General features: G+C 69.5%; 11 protein-coding genes and 2 pseudogenes. 6 read left to right on the forward strand and 7 right to left on the reverse strand.

Annotation, left to right across the window (positions count from 1 at the left end):
• Window positions 1-290 precede the first annotated feature (290 nt).
• Together ACZ7M7_RS41270 and ACZ7M7_RS41275 are read right to left on the reverse strand one after the other, a co-directional pair.
• Entirely contained in the window at window positions 291-911 is a 621-nt protein-coding gene (locus ACZ7M7_RS41270) for a hypothetical protein (RefSeq protein WP_472126309.1), read from the reverse strand.
• 171 nt (window positions 912-1,082) lie between these two features.
• Entirely contained in the window at window positions 1,083-1,610 is a 528-nt protein-coding gene (locus ACZ7M7_RS41275; RefSeq protein ID WP_472126313.1) for a transposase, read from the reverse strand.
• Between ACZ7M7_RS41275 and ACZ7M7_RS41280 the strand changes: the two genes are divergently transcribed.
• Entirely contained in the window at window positions 1,602-1,841 is a 240-nt protein-coding gene (locus ACZ7M7_RS41280; RefSeq protein ID WP_472126316.1) for a hypothetical protein, read from the forward strand. The genes ACZ7M7_RS41275 and ACZ7M7_RS41280 overlap by 9 nt on opposite strands.
• 116 nt (window positions 1,842-1,957) lie before the next feature.
• Here the strand turns inward: ACZ7M7_RS41280 and ACZ7M7_RS41285 are convergent.
• Window positions 1,958-2,116, reverse strand: a pseudogene (locus ACZ7M7_RS41285) (ISL3 family transposase); the annotation flags it as partial.
• 888 nt (window positions 2,117-3,004) lie between these two features.
• Here ACZ7M7_RS41285 and ACZ7M7_RS41290 point away from each other — a divergent pair.
• On the forward strand, window positions 3,005-4,783 hold the full coding sequence (locus ACZ7M7_RS41290) for a hydroxysqualene dehydroxylase (RefSeq protein WP_472126319.1): 1,779 nt from the start codon (window positions 3,005-3,007) through the stop codon (window positions 4,781-4,783).
• Window positions 4,784-5,495: 712 nt separating this feature from the next.
• On the opposite strand, the gene ACZ7M7_RS41295 is transcribed toward ACZ7M7_RS41290, so the two are convergent.
• Together ACZ7M7_RS41295 and ACZ7M7_RS41300 are read right to left on the reverse strand one after the other, a co-directional pair.
• Entirely contained in the window at window positions 5,496-6,272 is a 777-nt protein-coding gene (locus ACZ7M7_RS41295) for a calcium-binding protein (RefSeq protein ID WP_472126322.1), read from the reverse strand.
• A gap of 64 nt (window positions 6,273-6,336) precedes the next feature.
• A complete protein-coding gene (locus ACZ7M7_RS41300) occupies window positions 6,337-7,110 on the reverse strand; it encodes a calcium-binding protein (protein ID WP_472126325.1) in 774 nt (257 codons plus the stop codon).
• 1,168 nt (window positions 7,111-8,278) lie between these two features.
• Between ACZ7M7_RS41300 and ACZ7M7_RS41305 the strand changes: the two are divergent.
• A pseudogene (locus ACZ7M7_RS41305) lies at window positions 8,279-9,573 on the forward strand (AMP-binding protein).
• Between the two features lie 124 nt (window positions 9,574-9,697).
• On the forward strand, window positions 9,698-12,955 hold the full coding sequence (locus tag ACZ7M7_RS41310; RefSeq protein ID WP_472126328.1) for an acetyl-CoA carboxylase family protein: 3,258 nt from the start codon (window positions 9,698-9,700) through the stop codon (window positions 12,953-12,955).
• A gap of 202 nt (window positions 12,956-13,157) precedes the next feature.
• On the opposite strand, the gene ACZ7M7_RS41315 is transcribed toward ACZ7M7_RS41310, so the two are convergent.
• A complete protein-coding gene (locus ACZ7M7_RS41315; protein ID WP_472126331.1) occupies window positions 13,158-13,295 on the reverse strand; it encodes a hypothetical protein in 138 nt (45 codons plus the stop codon).
• Between the two features lie 619 nt (window positions 13,296-13,914).
• On the opposite strand from ACZ7M7_RS41315, the gene ACZ7M7_RS41320 reads away from it, so the two are divergent.
• Together ACZ7M7_RS41320 and ACZ7M7_RS41325 are read left to right on the forward strand one after the other, a co-directional pair.
• A complete protein-coding gene (locus ACZ7M7_RS41320) occupies window positions 13,915-15,063 on the forward strand; it encodes a glutathione-independent formaldehyde dehydrogenase (protein ID WP_472126333.1) in 1,149 nt (382 codons plus the stop codon).
• Window positions 15,064-15,170: 107 nt separating this feature from the next.
• Entirely contained in the window at window positions 15,171-17,492 is a 2,322-nt protein-coding gene (locus tag ACZ7M7_RS41325) for an FdhF/YdeP family oxidoreductase (protein WP_472126336.1), read from the forward strand.
• Between the two features lie 29 nt (window positions 17,493-17,521).
• Here the strand turns inward: ACZ7M7_RS41325 and ACZ7M7_RS41330 are convergent, their stop codons facing one another.
• Entirely contained in the window at window positions 17,522-18,478 is a 957-nt protein-coding gene (locus ACZ7M7_RS41330; RefSeq protein WP_472126339.1) for an AraC-like ligand-binding domain-containing protein, read from the reverse strand.
• Window positions 18,479-18,503 lie beyond the last annotated feature (25 nt).

The following is an 18,503-nucleotide window of genomic DNA, read 5'->3' on the forward strand; positions in this document are numbered from 1 at the left end:
AGCCGGTGGCCGTTCAGCTATGCGGGCATCATCCCAACGCCGGAGCAAACCCCCGGATCAGGTCGAACCCATACACCATCTCCCTGGACGCAACCGGCCTTCCGGCCTTCCCAGCCTTCGGGAGCAGTGAGTGCCAGCACGCCACCATCCGGTGAGCTTGCTGCCGTGTACTCACCCTCCGACACGTCGATCGCCGCAAGGTAGTTCGTGGCATGCATGAAGGATTCGACTTGCCATGCGCCGTTCAAGGATGGCGAGTGCGGAGAACGCCACCCGAGAGGGGTTGGTTGTCACACCTGCGGCTGCACGGGTAGTTCCACCTCGCACGGGACCACCCACGGCTCAAGGCCATCCCGACGGCAGGTGAGGATGAGGCGCACGGGCTTGCCCAGCCACCTGGCTCCCCACCGTCCCTCCGCTGCGCTGCCCCGCCACCAGGGCGGTGGGTCCGTGCGCGTCAGCGTAAACGTCTTGCCCTTGCCCACGGCCAGGGCGAACGGGGCGGCCATCTTCCCAGCGTCATCCTTACCGTTCGCTGAACGCAGGAACTTGTACGGCCCCCACAGCTGCGCGGCCAGCTGCTCGGGATCCACTCGCCGATCGCCGACCAAGGGGGCGTTGTAGTCGAGGTCGTTGCTCTGTGCAATCTCGACGCGGATCTCATCAAGGCGGCCCAGGGGGAGTGGACCGGTCAGATGCACGACCAAGCGGCGGAGATCGTCAGCGAACGGCGGCTCAATGGAGACCCTGAACTGCGGGGTCAGTTCGGCGTGCCAGCGTTCGCGCTCGATGCGTGCGACCGCATCGGCGGTGGCATTGGCCCGACGTGCGGCCAGCCACGCGCCGCCCGTGGCGATGGCGCTGAAGACAGCCGTCGTCCCGCCAATGATCGAAGCCCAGGGCGTTCCCATGACGCGGGAGCGTAGCGGGCATGGGAAGCAGCTAGGCCTAGGAGTTGGTCGTCGGCCTTCGTCAGTCACGTCTCAGACGCCGAGCCTCCAGTTGTCCGCGTACTCGTCTGAGTGGCCCTGGCACGATTTCCGTGAGGCTGGGGTGTGCCACCGCGCGCCGGTGACGCTCCGTCACGGGTAGCGGCGTCGGAGCAGGGCCATGAGGATGACGCGTTGACGGAGCAGCGGCACTCCCGCGCGGCCGGCCGTGATCCGTTTCTGGAGCTTCAGGTCGGTGATGCGGCCCTCGTTGACTCCGGAGTTGAACGGGGTGGTGATGCCCTGGACGACTGCGGGTTGGTCTTCGCGGATGGCGTTGGCGAGGCTGGCCAGGGCGGGGATGCGGGAGGTCGTGAGTTGCTCGAGCCAGTGCGTCAGCATGGTGGCATCGTGGGAGTCGAGCATGGCGGCGAACTGACGTACCAGGTCGTGGGTTTGGGCCAGTTCCGGGCAGTGCTCGAGTAGTCGTCTGAGCGTCTCGGTGGCGTGCAGGCCACGTCGGGATGGTGCGGTGGTGATCCAGCGAGCGACCTGCCGGGGCGAGGGCGGTCGCTCGCGCGGTGTGTTGATTGGCAGGCCCCGACGCAGCGGGGCGATGGCCATTTTGACGCGCTGGTAGTGGCCCCGGCAGCCCTTGGCGACGATCTCCTGGTGCAGCACCGTCGCGGTGTGTTCGCCTTCCTCCCACCGCTGGCGCAGGAGAAGTCGTCCACGCCCAGCACCCGCGGAGTCGCTGCCGACGGCAGCTGCATGCGCATCAAGTGGAACAGCACACTCGTCCGCGAAAGCGGCGCCTTCAAGATGTGCAGGAGCCGGGCACCGCCGCGGCCGGCGAGCAGTACCCCGGCCATCTCCACCAGGTGCTGCAGCAGCGGACTGCGCCGCTGGTAGCGGACCGTCAGCCCTTCCACCTGCTCGGCGAACGTCCGCCGACCACAGCTCGGGCTGTCGCAGAACAACCGCCGCACCGACAGCCCGATCACGACCGGGCGGCCGCCGACAGCGACATCAACCAGCGTGCGGCCATAGCGGCTGTGTGTCCGCGCGGAGCCGCGACCGCAGTCCGGACACGCCACCGCCAACTCCCGGGTACGGGCAGCGATACGGACCACGCCGCCCGCCGACCACACCCGTTCCACCCGCACCACATCCAGATGCGGCGCCACAGTTCGTACGAGGTCATCACACTCGCCGACACTGCCGCTACCCGTGACGGAGCGTCACCGGCGCACGGTGGCACACCCCAGCCTCACGGAAATCTTGCCAGGGCCACGTTCACGTGTACGCCGACATGAGCATCCCAGTGGCGCTTCCGGCAGTCTTCCTCCTCCCACTTGCATGCCGCGGGCAAGGCGAACAGCGAGACGAAGTCCGGCTGGGGCGCCTCAGGCACAGCCGCGTTCGCACCGGGATTGCGCGGGGAAGCGGCGCAGGGACTGGTGGCCTGCCGATGCCGCCGGGCGGCTCGGAAGTTAATACGGACGGGTTCGGTCCGCCAGCCGGCGACCTCGTCTCCCCGTGCGGGCAGCAGCAGGTGCCCTTCCCGTGCACCGGTCAGCCACAGTCCACGCTGAGCACGTGGTGGAAGACGCGCAGCAGCACGTCGGTGAGCCGTGGCTTGACGCGCCGGTCGTACTGGCATTGCGCGCACAGCCAGGCCCTGGCGACGAACGGAGGGCGGCCTGGGCAAGGGCCTGAACAAGGCGGCGACAACGAGGTCCTGGGGCAGTGGGACTTGGTTTCTCCCCCGAGGCCCGAAGTGGCAGGGCGTACAGCGGCGTCGCGCATCGCCGAGCGTGGCATTGAAGGGCTGACCCGCTACGCCAACCCCGTCACCGTCACCGCGGCAGCCGTTGCCATGAACGGCCTCACACACAGCGTGCGCCATATGGCACCCCAGGCTCACCGGGTCAGGGGTGCTTGCCGCTTCGGGCGGCGACCTCCATTTCCAGCCATCGAAGGAATGAGGCCTCACGTGGCTTCCGGGTCACACGGGTTCTCCGTATGCTCCTGCGCCGGACGGATGGTTACTTGTGGGTAAGAGGGGGGAACGGATGGCTGTTTCGGGCAGTTCACGACGCACGTTCATGGCTGCAACCGCCGCTGCCGGCGGTGCCGCCGCGCTGGGTACGGCCCGTACGGCGACGGCCGTGGCACGCACCTCCGCACCACGCACGCCGGGGTCGGTCGCCGTGCTCGGCGGTGGGGTGGCTGGTCTGACCGCCGCGCACGAACTCGCCGAACGCGGCTTCCGTGTGACGGTCTACGAGCGCCGGGCGCTGGGCGGCAAGGCCCGCAGCATGGGCGTGCCGGGCAGCGCGCGCGGCGGGCGGCGGGAGTTGCCCGCCGAGCACGGCTTCCGCTTCATCCCCGGCATCTACCACAACCTGCCCGACACGATGCGGCGCATCCCGTTCCCGGGTAACCCCAACGGTGTCTGGGACAACCTCGTCGCCCCTTCCGAGATGTCCTTCGCCCGCACCGGCCGTGAGGACCTGCGGCTTCCCCTGCCCTGGCCCGGCCATCAGCCGCCCGACCTCACTCTCGACGATGTGCGCCGCGCGCTGACCGCCGTCATGGAGACCGTGCGCGGGATACCTCCGCACCAGACGGCGTACTTCGTGAACCGCGTCCTGGTCTTCCTCACCAGCTGCGACGAGCGGCGCAACGAGGTCTGGGAGGCAACGCCATGGTGGGACTACATCAGGGCCGAGCGCATGAGCCACGACTACCAGCGCATCCTGGCCGTCGGGGTCACCCGCAACATCGTCGCCACCAAGGCGGAGGAGGCTAGTACGCGCACGGTCGCCAGCCTGCTGGAGGCGTTCGTCTTCAACGCGCTGGGGCGCGGCGCGGACGGCCCGCTCGACCGTATCCTCAACGCACCCACGAACGAGGCGTGGATCGACCCGTGGGTTGCCCATCTGACATCGCTCGGTGTCGAGTTCGAGATAGGCAGGACCGTACGGGAGGTGCTGTACGACGGGGACAGGGTCACCGGAGCACGGATCACGGACCCGAACGGCCAGGCGCGGACCGTGACCGCTGACCACTACGTGTGTGCGATGCCCGTCGAGCACGCCCGCCGCACCTGGGGCGCGGACCTGCGGGCCGCCGATACCCAGCTCGCGCGCTGCGACAAGCTGGAGACGGACTGGATGACCGGCATCCAGTTCTATCTGACCGAGTCGGCGCCGCTGCTCGACGGGCACCTCAACTGCGTGGACTCGCCCTGGTCGCTGACGGCCATTCAGCAGGCCGGGCACTGGCCGGGCCGCAACTTCCCCGCCGACTACGGCGACGGCGCCGCCGTCGACTGCATCTCCGTCGACATCTCCGAGTGGGACAAGCCCGGCATCCTGTACGGCAGGACGGCCAAGCAGTGCACCCGGGAAGAGGTCGCCAAGGAGGTGTGGGCGCAGCTGAAGGCGGCGCTGAACGACACGGGGAAGGTGGTGCTGAGGGACAGCGCGCTGCACTCGTGGTTCCTCGATCCGGGCGTCGACGGCATCGGGACGCCGCATCCGGTCAACGAGGACGAGCTACTGATCCACCCCGCGGGCACCTTCCATAACCGGCCCACGGCGGCGACGAGGATCCCGAACCTCTTCCTCGCGGGTGACTACGTGTCCGTCGACATCGATCTGGCGACCATGGAAGGCGCCAACGCGTCCGCGCGGGCGGCGGTCAACGCACTGCTGGACAGGGCGGGTTCGGACGCACCGAGCTGCACGATCACGCCGTTGTACCGGGCCCCGGAGTTCGAGGCCCTCAAACGCCACGACCGGACCCGCTACCGCTGGGGCCTGCCGAACGCGTTGGACCTGGGCTAGCGAGACCTCGAGTTTGGCATGAAGGGGTCGTTTCAGACGGGGCATCAGATTGGCTGAGAGCTAACGCCCTCCTGACCTGCGACGATTGCGAAAGCTTCTTCCGTGCCGTAGCACCCATTGATCTATACCTTCAAACTCGCTGCTGCGAAGGCCACCGCTTGCAGCGGGGCGCATGACTGAAGGGAAAGGCGATGCGCATGCGCTCGCGGGTCTTGGCAGTCGGGATCGGTATGGCGTTCGTGGCCGGGGGTCTACCGCCGGCACTCGCCGCACCGAATCCGTCGCCAACCCCCCACCTCACCCCGGCCCCGCAGTAGTACGCCTCCGAGGGCAAGCAGGGCGGAAGCCACACTCACTTTGATCACCGGTGACGTCGTGAAAGCCACCGTGCAGCCCGATGGCCGCCTGGGCCGCACATGCTGGCTCCTGCGGAGCGCCTTCGGGTCCGGCAACGGTTCGCGGCCTGGACACAGAGGTGACGCGATCGATCGACCGTGACGCTCGTTTGGCGCTCCAACTGTCTCGGAGCCCGCCTTCGGGGCGAGAGAATGGGTCTGACCTGAATTCTTCCTATCGGTCCGCCTTATGACGTCTTTGCGATGAGGGGCGGCTGAGAGGCTTGGCTCTGCGGCCCTGTCGCCGGACAGCCGGTGCGGCTGTCCGGCGACGCCTCCGACCCGATTGGTCCCAGAAGGCTCTCACGCGTCGTTGATCAGGGGCAGTTGAGGGCTGTGTCGCCGGTGTCGCGGTTGCAGGTGTCGAAGCCGAGGCCGCCGTCGAGGCTGTCGTTGGCGATCACGTTGTCCACGGCGTTGAGGGTGTCGTTGCCCTCGCCGCCGTTGTGCGTGTCGTTGCCCCTGCCCCCGGTGAGGGTGTCGTTGCCCTGGTCACCCCCGAGGGTGTCGTTGCCGTCGTCGCCATTGAGGGTGTCGTTGCCGGCATTGCCGTTGATGGTGTCGTTGCCGGCCAGCCCGGAGATCGTGTCGTTGCCGGGGCCGCCGTTGATGGTGTCGTTGCCTGGCGTCGCCCGCAGTCCGGTGGCAGCCGGGTCGTCGCCGACGAGCCGGTCCGCCCGGGGCCCGCCGTTGAGGCGGTCGTCACCCGCACCGCCGATCACCGTTCCCACGGCCTCCAGGTTCGGGGAGATGGTGACACTGTCATCGGCGTCGTTGGCGTTGACCCGTATCGACGTGACCGGCAGCGGACACTCTGCCGTGTGCGTCCCCGTCGACTGACACGGGGCGACCGCGGCCACGGTGTCCCCGGCGTCCGTCACTACCACAACGGTGCCCTGACGCCGGATGGTTATGTCGTTCGCCACTCCCTGGTCAGCCGTGACGACCAGGGTGTCACCCACCTCCTGCACGACGGTGGTGCCTGCCAGGCTGCCGCTGGGGGCGGCACCGGGCGCGGCGGAGGCGGCGGTCAGCGGAGCGCAGGTGAGTGCGCCGATCGCCACCACCGTGGTGGCGATGCTTCGTGTTCTCATCGGTGCCCGCCTTTCGTGTTGTCTCGCCGTGTACGGGTGCTTGCGTGCTGCTCGCTCATGCCGATCAGGGGCATCCGCTGACGTTGTCGCCCAAGTCGGCGCGGCAGTCGTCCACGTCGGCGCCGCCTTCGACGTAGTCGTTGCCGCTGACGTTGTCCACGGCGTCGATGGAGTCCCGGCCGCTGCCACCCTCGGCGTAGTCGTTGCCGGCACCGGCGACGATCCGCTCGTTGCCGCCGCCGCCGTAGATCACGTCGTTGCCGGCACCGCCGTCCACGATGTCCGAGCCGCCGCGTCCCTCGATGGAGTCATTGCCGGAGCCACCGAAGATCCTGTCCGCCTCGGCTCCCCCCGTCAGCGTGTCGTTGCCTGCGCCGCCGGAGAGGAAGTCGGAACCCTCGTCGCCTTCGAGGGTGTCGTTCGCGGACCCGCCGTAGAGGCTGTCAGTGCCGGCACCGCCGATGAGGGTGACGCCGAGGGCCGCCAGCGACGAGGTGACGTTGTCGTCCTGGTCGCCGGCGTTGACCACGACTTCGGTGGTGTCGGCGGCCCTGCAGGCGACTTCGGTCGTGCTGATGGCGTAGCAGTCGCCGGACGGTGCGACCGTGTCTCCGGTGTCTCTGATTCTGATGCTGCTGCCTGACTGCCAGACACTGATCGTGTTGCCCCGTCCGACTCCGGCGGTGACCGTGATGGTGGTGCCGGTCTTATTCACCAGCGTCGTGGCGAGAGTGTGTGGCGTCGGTGCGTCGGCCGCGCGGACCACGCCCGCGAGGCACAGAGTGAACCCGCACACCGTGGCCAGAAGTGTCACGGTGTGATGACGCTTTCTCTTCATGACCTGCTCCTGACGATAGGGCGCTGAATTTCGATCTCGCAGCCGTGCGCATTTCCCTTTGCTTCGGTCACCTTGCTTCGATCGCCGGGCCAATCGGAGGAGGCAGGTATCAACGGCTCCGGCGCGTGGTCTGCCGACCGCAGCCGGGACCCAACAGCCGGCCATCGCGGAGTGCGAGGGAAAGCGATGAAAATGGTGTGGCCGCAAGCGCTGAACGTGCGGCTGCGGCCCATCCCGGCGCGACACCCGGATGTCCTTGCCGCTTTCACCCGTCCTCAGTCCTCGAAGGCCCCTCCCATCGCGCCATGGCCGACGCCTGCTCGACCGGTGATCGGCCCTGGCGCCTGAGCACCCAGAGCATGCCGGGATGCGGAGCCGTGCTGAAGCCGAATTAGCGCCATTGCCGAATACACGGTCTCTGCGCGTGGATCGTCGCCCTGACCGGGGATCGATGAACTGCGCGCATACTTGTGCTTGATTTTCATCAGCCCGGCTACGTTAATTCGACATTCATCCGTACCGAATTCAATTAGTCATGGGGTGAGTTGATTCGGCCCGCACGGTTGATCTGCAAGGGCTCGTGAACAGGGCTTTCCGCCGGCATGTTCAAGCGGCTTCGGGCTCTGCGCAGGCGGTCCTGGGTATCCCGGTCTGTTTCGGTGTGAACGGTGGACGTCAAGGGGCGTCCACTGGTGGCCGGGCCGCCACTGCGCCAGAGCACTTCGGGTGCGTACATGAGCCTCCTGGCGCGGCTCTGGCTGGTTCGTAACCTTCAAGGAGACGGAAGCCCCGGCCTGCTCCCATCGCATACGCACCCTTGTCCCGGCTCGCGGGTTCCCTTTACGTTGATGCGGGGCATGCCGACCAGTTGGTATGCCTGAGCCGGAGGCTGTCGTGGCGGACAACGCGCGCGTGGAGGAGTCCTTGGCCGACGTACGGGCCCGCCAGCAGCGCGTATGGCCGACCTCGATGCCGAGGGAGGCGGTGTACCCGCTCGGGCAGCGGCCGCTCACGGACCACCTGGGGCACTGGGCCCGGCGTCATCCCGACCGCGTCGCGATCACCTTCTACGGCGAGCAGATCACGTACGCGGCGCTGGGGGAACCTGACGGCGCGGCTGTGCGGCTGGCTGCAGCGCAGCGGTGTACGCCACGGAGACCGCGTCGGGGTGTTCCTGCCCAACTGCCCGCAGTTCGTCGTCGCCATGCCCGGCATCCTGCGCGCAGGAGCCGTGCACGTCCCGGTGAACCCGATGTTCCGGGCGTACGAGCTGCGGCACGAGCTGGCCGACGCGGGGTGGAGATCCTGATCACCCTCGACACCCTGCGGCAGCTGGTCGAGGCGGTGCGGTCCGGCACAGCCGTACGGAGCGTGCTCGTCACCGGCCTGGCCGACATGCTCCCGTCCGATCCGGTGTTGCCGCTGCCGTCCGGTCTGGCGGGTGCCGGCTCGGCCGGCAGTGCGTGGGCGCAGGCCGTCGGCGGCGCCCGCGGGCAGGACGAGCCGGCCGACCTGGACGCGCTCGCCGCCCTCAACTACACCGGAGGGACCACCGGCCTGCCCAAGGGGTGCGAACACTCCCAGCGGCACATGCTCTACACCGCGGCGACGGCGGCGGCCGCCGGCGGCATGGACCTCTCCGGCGACAACCCCGACGTGCTGCTGATCTACGTGCCGGTCTTCTGGATCGCTGGCGAGGACTTCGGCATCCTGCTGCCGCTGCTCACCGGCAGCGGCATCGTGCTGCTCACCCGGTGGGACCCCGAGGCCGTGCTGCAGGCGATCGAGCGGTACCACGTGACGCTCATGCTGGGCACGGTCGACAACTACGCCGAGCTGATGGAGCATCCCGGCCTGCCCGGCACCGACCTGTCCAGTCTGGCGCAGCCGCGGGCCATGTCGTTCGTGCGCAAGCTGACGCCGGAGATCCGGGCCCGGTGGAGCTCCCTGGTCGGCGAGCACAGCGTGCTGCAGGAGGCGGCGTACGGCATGACCGAGACGCACACCGCGGACTCCTTCACCACCGGGTTCCAGCACGGGGACCACGACCTGCTGACCGAGCCGGTCTTCTGCGGACTGCCCGTGCCGGGCACCGAGTTCATGGTGGCCGACGGGGAGAGTGCCGAGCCGCTGCCGCTGGGTGAGCGTGGCGAGATCCTCGTACGCTCTCCCTCCCTGCTCACCGGATACTGGCGGCAGCCGGAGGCCACCGCCCGGGTCCTGCGCGACGGCTGGCTGCACACCGGCGACATCGGCATGATCGACGAGGACGGGTGCCTGCACTACCTGGGCCGCACCAAGGAGATGATCAAGGTCTCGGGTATGAGCGTCTTCCCGTCCGCGCTGGAGGCGCTGCTGGCCCGGCACCCGGATGTGCTCACCGCCCCGGTGCCACGCTTGACGCCGAGGGCGTGCGAGCGTGGGCGCGGGCGAACATGGCGCCGTACAAGGTGCCCGTGGTGAGGTGCGTCGACGACCTGCCCATGACCACCACCGGCAAGGTGAAGAAGGACGAGCTGCTGGAGCGGGTCGCGCGCATCGCCGTGTCTCCGGCCGCTGCCGATGCTGACGAAAAGGACCGGTGACGATGGAGCTTGCCAAGCTGCTGGTCGCCAACCGCGGCGAGATCGCGGTCCGGGTGATCCGCGCCGCCCGCGAGCTGGACCTGCTGACGGTGGCCCTGCGCTCCCGCGACGAGGCGGACGCGCTGCACACCCGCATGGCGGACGAGGTCGTGGTGCTCGACGGCGATGGCCCGGGGGCCTTCCTGGACGCGGCGGCCCTGGTCGGCGCGGCGGTGCGCGCGGGCTGCGACGCGGTCCACCCCGGCTACGGACTGCTGGCCGAGAACGCCGACTTCGCACAGCGGTGCACCGACGCCGGACTCACCTGGGTCGGGCCGCGCCCCGAGGTGCTGCGAACGCTCGGCGACAAGACCGCGGCCCGTGAACTCGCCGTGCGCCTCGACGTGCCGGTGCTGCCGGCGACGTACGGCGACACCGGCATCGAGGAGGCGCGTGCGTTCATGGCCGGCCTCGGCGACGGTGCCGCGGTGATGGTCAAGGCGGTCGCCGGCGGCGGCGGGCGCGGCATGCGGGCGGTGTACGAGGCAGGGCAGTTGGAGGAGGCCGTCCGGCGCTGCCGTTCGGAGGCCTCGCACGCCTTCGGAGACGGCGCGGTCTACGTCGAGCAATTGCTGCGGCGCGCCCGCCATGTCGAGGTTCAGGTGCTCGGCGACGGCACGGGCGCCGTCGTCGGCTACGGCGACCGCGACTGCAGCCTGCAGCGGCACCGGCAGAAGATCGTGGAGATCGCACCGGCGCCCGGCCTCGACGAGGCGGTGCGGGCCGGGCTGCACGATGCGGCGCTGCGCATGGCCCGGGAGGTCGCCTATGCCGGTCTCGGCACGTTCGAGTTCCTCGTTGACACCGGCGACGGCTCCGTCTCCCGCGGCTTCTACTTCCTCGAGGCCAACCCGCGCATTCAGGTCGAACACACCGTCACCGAGGAGGTCACCGGCATCGACCTGGTCAAGGCCCAGCTGCGGGTGGCCGCCGGCGCGAGCCTCGACCGCGTCGGGGCGGGGCAGGCTCCCGTTCCCCGCGGCTGCGCGGTGCAGGTGCGGGTCAACGCCGAGACGGTCCGCTCCGACGGGACGGTGCTGCCCTCCGCCGGCACGCTGGACGTCTTCTGGCCGCCGGCCGGGCCGGGTGTGCGCGTTGACACCGCCGCGTTTCCCGGCGGCCGGGTCAGCCCGCGCTTCGACTCACTGCTGGCCAAGCTCGTCGCCCACGACGGCTCCGGCAGCCTGCCTGACACGCTCGCCCGCGCCCGCCGAGCCCTGGCGGAGCTGAGGGTCGAGGGAGTCGCCACCAACACCGAGGTGCTGCGACGGCTGTTGGAGGCACCCGAGGTCGTCGCCGGGCGGCTGCACACGGCGCTCGTAGACGAACTCCTGCCCGCACTGGTCCGGCAGGAGACAGACGGGAAGAAGGACGCCGAGGTTGCAGACGCTTTGGGGCCGCAGGGCACGCTCACCGTCACCGCCCCCATGACGGCCACCGTCGTTGACGTCGCCGTCGCCGAAGGGGAGCGCATACGGGCTGGAAGCACCCTGGTGGTCCTGGAGTCCATGAAGATGGAGCACCTGCTCCAGGCTCCGGGAGACGGCCTCGTCGTCGCCGTACGGGCTGAGCCCGGTGGACTGGCCGAGCACGGTCAGCCCTTGGTGGTGATGGAGGCCACCGGCGCGGCGGACGGTGAGCCGCGCCCCGTGGAGCTGCCGGATCCGGACGCCCCACGTGCCGATCTGGAGGAGGTGCGGGCGCGCAAGCGGTTCGGCGACGACGCCGAGCGCCCCGAGATGGTCGCCCGGCGGCACGCCGAGGGTCGGCGCACCGCCCGTGAGAACATCGCCGACCTGTGTGACCCGGGCAGTTTCGTCGAGTACGGCGGCCTGGCCATCGCCGCCCAGCGCAGCCGCCGTTCCCTGGACGACCTCATCCGCCGCACGCCCGCCGACGGCGTGGTCGGCGGGGTGGGCACGGTGGGGGCCGACCGGTTCGGACCCCGGTCCGCCCGCGTGGTGGCGATGTCGTACGACTACAGCGTGATGGCCGGCACCCAGGGCATGACGGGCCACCGCAAGAAGGACCGGCTCTTCGCGTTGGCCGAACAGGCGCATCTGCCCGTCGTCCTGTTCGCCGAAGGGGGCGGCGGCCGGCCGGGCGATGTGGACGGCACCGTGGTCTCCGGCCTGGACTGCATGGCCTTCGCACTGTTCGCGTCCCTGAACGGGAAGGTGCCGCTGGTCGGCATCGGGTCGGGACGCTGCTTCGCCGGCAACGCCGCGCTGCTCGGCTGCTGCGACGTCATCATCGCCACGCCCGAGGCCACCATCGGCATGGGCGGCCCGGCGATGATCGAGGGCGGGGGACTGGGCAGCTTCGCCCCGGAGGACATCGGGCCGGTCGAGGTCCAGCGGGCGAACGGCGTCGTCGACCTCGAGGCCGAGGACGACGCGGATGCCATCCGACTGGCGCGCATGTATCTGTCGTACTTCCAGGGCGCGGTGACGGAATGGGAGTGCCCCGACCAGCGCCGACTGCGCCACCTCATTCCCGAGAACCGGCGGCGGGCGTACGACGTGCGTGCGGTCGTCGCCACCCTCGCCGACGCGGACTCCGTCCTGGAGCTGCGACGGCATTTCGGACGCGGCGTCGTCACCGCTCTGGCCCGGGTGGAGGGCCGCCCGTGCGGCATCCTGGCCAACGACCCTCGGCATCTGGGCGGCGCCATCGACTCCGACGCGGCGGACAAGGCGAGCCGCTTCCTGCAGCTGTGCGACGCGTTCGGGCTGCCGGTGGTCTCCCTGTGCGACACACCCGGGTTCATGGTCGGCCCCGAGGCGGAGAGGACCGCGACCGTCCGGCATGTCAGCCGCATGTTCGTACATGCCGCGGCGCTCACGGTGCCCTTCGGGGTGATCGTGCTGCGCAAGGGTTACGGGCTGGGCGCCCAGGCCATGGCCGGCGGCGGCTTCCGCATCCCCCGGTTCACGGTGGCGTGGCCCACGGGCGAGTTCGGGCCGATGGGCATCGAGGGTGCGGTGCGGCTGGGCTACCGCCGGGAGCTAGCGGCCATCGAGGACGTGGACGAGCGCGAGCGGGAGTTCGCCCGCAGGGTCGCGGCCGCCTACGAGCACGGTAAGGCCCTCAACGTCGCATCGGTCTTCGAGATCGACGACGTCATCGACCCGGCCGAGTCCCGACGCTGGATCAGCACGCTGCTGCATGACCCCGAGCCCGGGCGGCGCGGCTCGCGCCGCTGTGTCGACACCTGGTGAAGGCCTGCTGACGCCCGGCACACGGCCCGTTCCTCCGTGGTCGCCGTGTGTCTCCGGGCCGGCCGTGCGCGGCGATGCCGGGCACCGCCACCCACGCGGCGGGCCGGGTATGGAGGGCGTGGCCCGGACACCGGTGACCCGGCCGCGGAGGGTCTCGTCGGAGTACGCCAGGAAGCGGGCGTCCTGCGGACTGAGCGAAGTGTCAGAAGCTGAAGCAGAGGCCGTGCTCCGGGCAGAAGGTGACGTAAACAGGGTTGTAGCCGGGGTTCACGGCCAGGCGACTCGGGTCGGGACCGGTGTTGCGGTAAGAAATCGGATCGGGCGTGGCGGCGAAGGTCACAGTCGTTCCGAACGGGAAGCTCGCGGAGCATGTGCCGGTCTGGTCCGGTCGCGGTTCCTCGCTCTCGTACGGCTCAAGAACGCCACCACGTGACAGTTGATCCCTTCCGGCCGGCTGGTGACGGTTCCGCCGCCCCAGCTGTCGCTGACCCATGCATACGCCTGACCCTGCTGGGTCTGGGCTTCGACCGGGGCGGCGGGGCCGAGCACGCCCACGGCGGCGAGCGCGGTTGCGACGAGGCCCGCACGCCAGGCGGTGCCGCTCCGCGCCGGCGCCGGGTTGTCTCGACGGGGTCGGTCGTCGAGGGGGTTCGGGTTGTTGCTCATCGAGGGGTTCTGGGTTCGATCCCAGCACATCAAGATGCAGCCGGCTCTTGGCGGCCTTCCCCTCGGTGACGTGACGTGATCAGTGTGTTACCAGGCGCCGGAATCTCCCGGCCGGCGGGGGTTGCAGCGAGTGCGTCACGGGCGTTCCCTGGAAGTGTCCAGAGGGGGGAGTAAAGGCGCCTGGGGCTACGACACGGACCGAAGGCTCCGCCTCGTTACCTGTTCTCCCGGCCAGGGCCTCGATCAGGGCGGCCCGTCGTCGTCACCCGGCGCTCGACGCGGAGGTGATCCAGGTGAAAGCAGTTGTCTACGAAGAGCCCTTCAGCGTCGCCGTCAGGGACGTCGACGATCCGCAGATCCAGCACCCGAACGACGTGCTGGTACGGGTCACATCCACCGCCATCTGCGGATCCGACCTGCACATGTACGAGGGCCGCACGGCGGCCGAGTCGGGCATCGTCTTCGGACACGAGAACATGGGCATCGTCGAGGAAGCCGGCGCGGGTGTGACCTCGCTGTCCAAGGGTGACCGCGTCGTCATGCCGTTCAACGTCGCCTGCGGATTCTGCAAGAACTGCCTTGCCGGGAAGACCGGCTTCTGCCTGACGGTCAATCCGGGCTTCGCCGGTGGAGCCTATGGCTACGTGGCCATGGGGCCGTACACGGGCGGGCAGGCAGAGCTGCTACGGGTGCCCTTCGCCGATTTCAACTGCCTGAAGCTGCCGACGAACAACTTCGAGACCGATTTCGTGTTGCTCGCCGACATCTTCCCGACCGGCTACCACGGATGCGAGCTCGCCCAGGTGTCTCCCGGCGAGAGCGTGGCCGTCTTCGGTGCCGGTCCGGTCGGGCTGATGGCCGCGTACTCCGCGCTGTTGCGCGGTGCGTCGAAGGTGTTCTCCGTGGACCGGGTGCCCGAGCGGCTCGCCAAGGCCGAGGAGATCGGAGCCATACCGATCGACTTCACCAAGGGCGACCCGGCCGCGCAGATCAAGGAACAGACCGGCGGCGAGGGAACCGACAAGGGCGTCGACGCCGTCGGCTACCAGGCCCAGGCGCACGACGCGAGCCACGAGGAACCCGCCGTCGTCCTCAACACGCTCGTCGAGACGGTACGGCCGACCGGTCTGCTGGGCATACCGGGCCTGTACGTGCCGTCCGACCCGGGCGGACCCGACGAGAACGCCAAGCACGGTCAACTGTTGGTCTCCATCGGCAGGATGTTCGAGAAGGGCCAGCGGATGGGCACCGGTCAGTGCAACGTCAAGCAGTACAACCGCCAGCTGCGTGACCTCATCATCGCGGGGCGCGCCAAGCCCAGCTTCGTGGTCTCCCACGAACTGCCGCTGGAGGAGGCGCCGAGCGCGTACAAGAAGTTCGACCAGCGGATCGAGGGCTACACCAAGGTCGTCCTGCATCCCGGCCACGCGCTCGCGGCGTAAGAGGCCGGACGGGACGCCCCACCGTCCGTCCAGGGCGGCGGGTCGGCTGCTGGAAGCCGAGCCCAGCAGCCGACCCGCCGTGAGCGGCCTTGGCAGAAGAGGCAGTCATGACTGAGCAACCGATCGACCCGACGGGCACGCACGCGTCGCCGGGCGGCTCTGCGTCCGCATCGGATCCGACATCGTCCGGCCCCAAGAAGTCCAGCGTCGGAATGCACGGCATCACCGAATCCGCGCGGTATTCCATGGCCGAAATGGGGCCGAAGCGGAGTCTGCAGACGCTCCTGGCGATGAACCAGGCCGACGGTTTCGACTGTCCGAGCTGCGCATGGGGCGACCCCGATCCCGACCACCGGAAGAGCGCGGAGTTCTGCGAGAACGGCGCGAAGGCCGTCGCCTGGGAGGCCACGCGCAAACGCGTCGACACGGCGTTCTTCGCCCAGTACCCCGTCGCCACCCTGCGGGAGCGGGACGGCCACTGGCTGGAGTCGCAGGGCCGGCTGGCCCGGCCGGTGCATCTCGCCCCCGGCGCGACGCACTACGAGCCCATCTCGTGGGAGGACGCGCTCGCGCTCACCGCCGACCGCCTGCGCGGCCTCGCCGATCCGAACCGTGCCGTCTTCTACACCAGCGGCCGTACGAGCAACGAGGCAGCCTTCCTCTACCAGCTGCTGGCGCGCAGACTCGGCACGAACAACCTGCCGGACTGCTCGAACATGTGCCACGAGTCGAGTGGCGCGGCCCTGACGGAGACCATCGGTGTGGGAAAGGGCCTCATCACCTACTCCGACATCACCGATCACGCAGACTTGATCATCGTCGTGGGCCAGAACCCCGGCACCTGCCACCCCCGTATGCTCACCGCGCTCGAACAGGCCAAGCGGCGCGGCGCCCGTATCATCGCCGTCAACCCGCTCCCCGAGGCCGGCTTCGGCCGCTTCCGCAACCCGCAGACCGCACGCGGCCTGATGGGTTCGGGTACGCAGCTCACCGACCGCTGGCTCCCGGTCCGTGTCAACGGCGACCTGGCCCTGTTCGCGGGCCTGAACCGTGCGCTGATCGACCGGGAGGACGCCCGGCCGGGCTCCGTCCTGGACCACGACTTCATCGACCGGTACTGCGACGGCTACGAGGCGGCGGCAGCGGCATGGCGTGCCCTGGACCGGTCGCGGATCGAGACGACGGCCGGTCTGTCCCGCCGCCTGATCGAGGACGTCGCGGCCGACGTGCTCGCCGCGGACAGCGTCGTCGTCTGCTGGGCGATGGGGCTCACCCAGCACCGCAACGCGGTGGCCACCATCCGAGAGATCGTCAACTTCCTTCTGCTGCGCGGAAACATCGGACGCCCCGGTGCCGGGCCCGCCCCGATCCGCGGGCACAGCAACGTCCAGGGCGACCGCACCATGGGCATCTGGGAGAAGATGCCCGACACGTTCCTGGACAAGCTGAGCGACGAGTTCGGCTTCGAACCGCCCCGGGCCCCCGGTCTGGACACCGTCGACTCGATCAAGGCCATGCGTGACGGCAAGGTCGACGTGTTCCTCGGCCTCGGCGGCAATTTCGCCTCGGCTACGCCCGACACGGAGGTCACCGAGGCCGCACTGGCCAACTGCCCCCTCACCGTCCATGTCGCGACCAAACTCAACCGGACCCATCTGTGCCACGGCACCGAGGCACTGGTCCTGCCCTGTCTCGGCCGCACCGAACGCGATCTGCAGGCTTCCGGCGAGCAGTTCGTCACCGTCGAGGACACGATGGCAATGGTGCACGCGTCGCGCGGACGGCTCCTTCCCGGATCACCGCACCTGCGCAGCGAGGTCGCGATCGTCGCCGACCTCGCGCACGCGCTCTTCGGCGCCGACCTCGGCTGGCGCGAGATGCGTGACGACTACGCTGTGATCCGCCGCCACATCGAGCACGTCGTCCCCGGATTCCACGCCTTCGAGCAGCGCCTGCGGCAGCCCGGCGGCTTTATGCTCCCTCGGGCACCGCGCGACTCTCGCACCTTCCCCACACCGGCCGGCAAGGCGCGCTTCACCGTCAACCCACCGACCGCGACCGAGGTCCCGCCGGGACACCTGCTGCTGACGACGGTACGGTCGCACGACCAGTTCAACACCACCGTCTACGGCCTCGACGACCGCTACCGCGGCATCAAGGGCGGACGGCGTGTCGTCCTCCTCAACCGGGACGACCTCCGCGACCTCCACCTGCGCGAAGGCGATCTGGTGGATCTGGTCAGCGTCAACCCTGATGGTGAACGCCGCGCCCCCGGCTTCCGCGCCGTCCGCTATCCGACGCCACGGGGCTGCGCCGCCGCCTACTACCCGGAGACGAACGTGCTGGTCGCACTGGACTCCACGGCCGAGACCAGCAACACTCCCGCGACCAAATCCATCGTGATCCGCATCGAACCTTCCAACGGCTGAGCAGGCATTCGGTGCGACAGATCAGCAGATCAGCGGGCCTTGGAACGCATCTCCCGGGGGCTTACCCCGAAGCGCCGACGGAAGGCCGTGCTCATCGCGCTCGCCGAGGAGAAGCCCGAGGCGTACGTCAGGTCCGTGATCGTCATGTGCGCGCAGTCGGCGCGCAGGAGTCGCTCGCGGACCAGCCGCAGGCGCTCGTCGCGGATCAGGTCGCGAGGCGTGGTGCCCACCTGTTGGAGCGCGAGCTGAATCTGGCGCAGGGACCAGCCGAGGGCACGGGCCATGGAAGCGCCGGACAGGCCGGGGTCGGCCGCGTGCTCGCGCACATGGCGGCGGACCACCGCCTCCACCTCGGTCAGCTGCCCCAGGACGTCGGGACGGTCGTCCCCGCAGGTGAGCATGCACAGCAGCTCGACGACGCGGTCGCAGACAGCGTCGAACTGCGGGGTGGTGAGATGGCCACGCTCGTCGTTCAGGCCGCGCACCATGGAGTGCACCACGCGGCCCAGCCCCTTGGTCAGGTCGAGCCCGGTGGCCAGCGGCGCCTTCCGGTTCAGCGGGCCGTCGATCTCCTGGGCCGGGATCGACATGATGACACCGCGCAGGGACGCGCCGTGCGCGATCTCGAAGGGCGCACCGAGTGTGATCAGGCTGCCCGTGCCCGGCGTCAGCCGCACCTCCTGGTCCTCCTGTCGCAGCAGCAGTTCGCCCGCGAGCGGGAAGAGGAGCCGGTAGTCGGGGTCGGGCATCTGACGGATCAGGCCCGGTGTGCGGGCGTACTCGATCTGGTCGCTGTACCAGGTGACGACCTGGTAGCTGTCGCTGCCCTGCCGGATCATCTCGCCGCGGAAGCCCTCGGCGCGGGCGTACCTGTAGTCCATCCTGGTCTGGTACGCCGCGACGCGCTCACTCCACAGATCGGTCTGCTCGCGGGTTCCGACCTCGGCGGTCCTCGTCGTCTCCACGACGTAGCTTCCCGTGGGCAACGCATCCCCTTTGCTGCGACGTCTC

The sequence above is a fragment of the Streptomyces sp. NPDC111606 genome, assembly GCF_055656945.1.

Coding starts and splice junctions, on each gene's coding strand:
- ACZ7M7_RS41270 (WP_472126309.1), bottom strand. CDS start 911: ATGGGAACGCCCTGGGCTTCGATCATTGGCGGGACGACGGCTGTCTTC.
- ACZ7M7_RS41325 (WP_472126336.1), top strand. CDS start 15,171: ATGACTGAGCAACCGATCGACCCGACGGGCACGCACGCGTCGCCGGGC.
- ACZ7M7_RS41310 (WP_472126328.1), top strand. CDS start 9,698: ATGGAGCTTGCCAAGCTGCTGGTCGCCAACCGCGGCGAGATCGCGGTC.
- ACZ7M7_RS41295 (WP_472126322.1), bottom strand. CDS start 6,272: ATGAGAACACGAAGCATCGCCACCACGGTGGTGGCGATCGGCGCACTC.
- ACZ7M7_RS41290 (WP_472126319.1), top strand. CDS start 3,005: ATGGCTGTTTCGGGCAGTTCACGACGCACGTTCATGGCTGCAACCGCC.
- ACZ7M7_RS41300 (WP_472126325.1), bottom strand. CDS start 7,110: ATGAAGAGAAAGCGTCATCACACCGTGACACTTCTGGCCACGGTGTGC.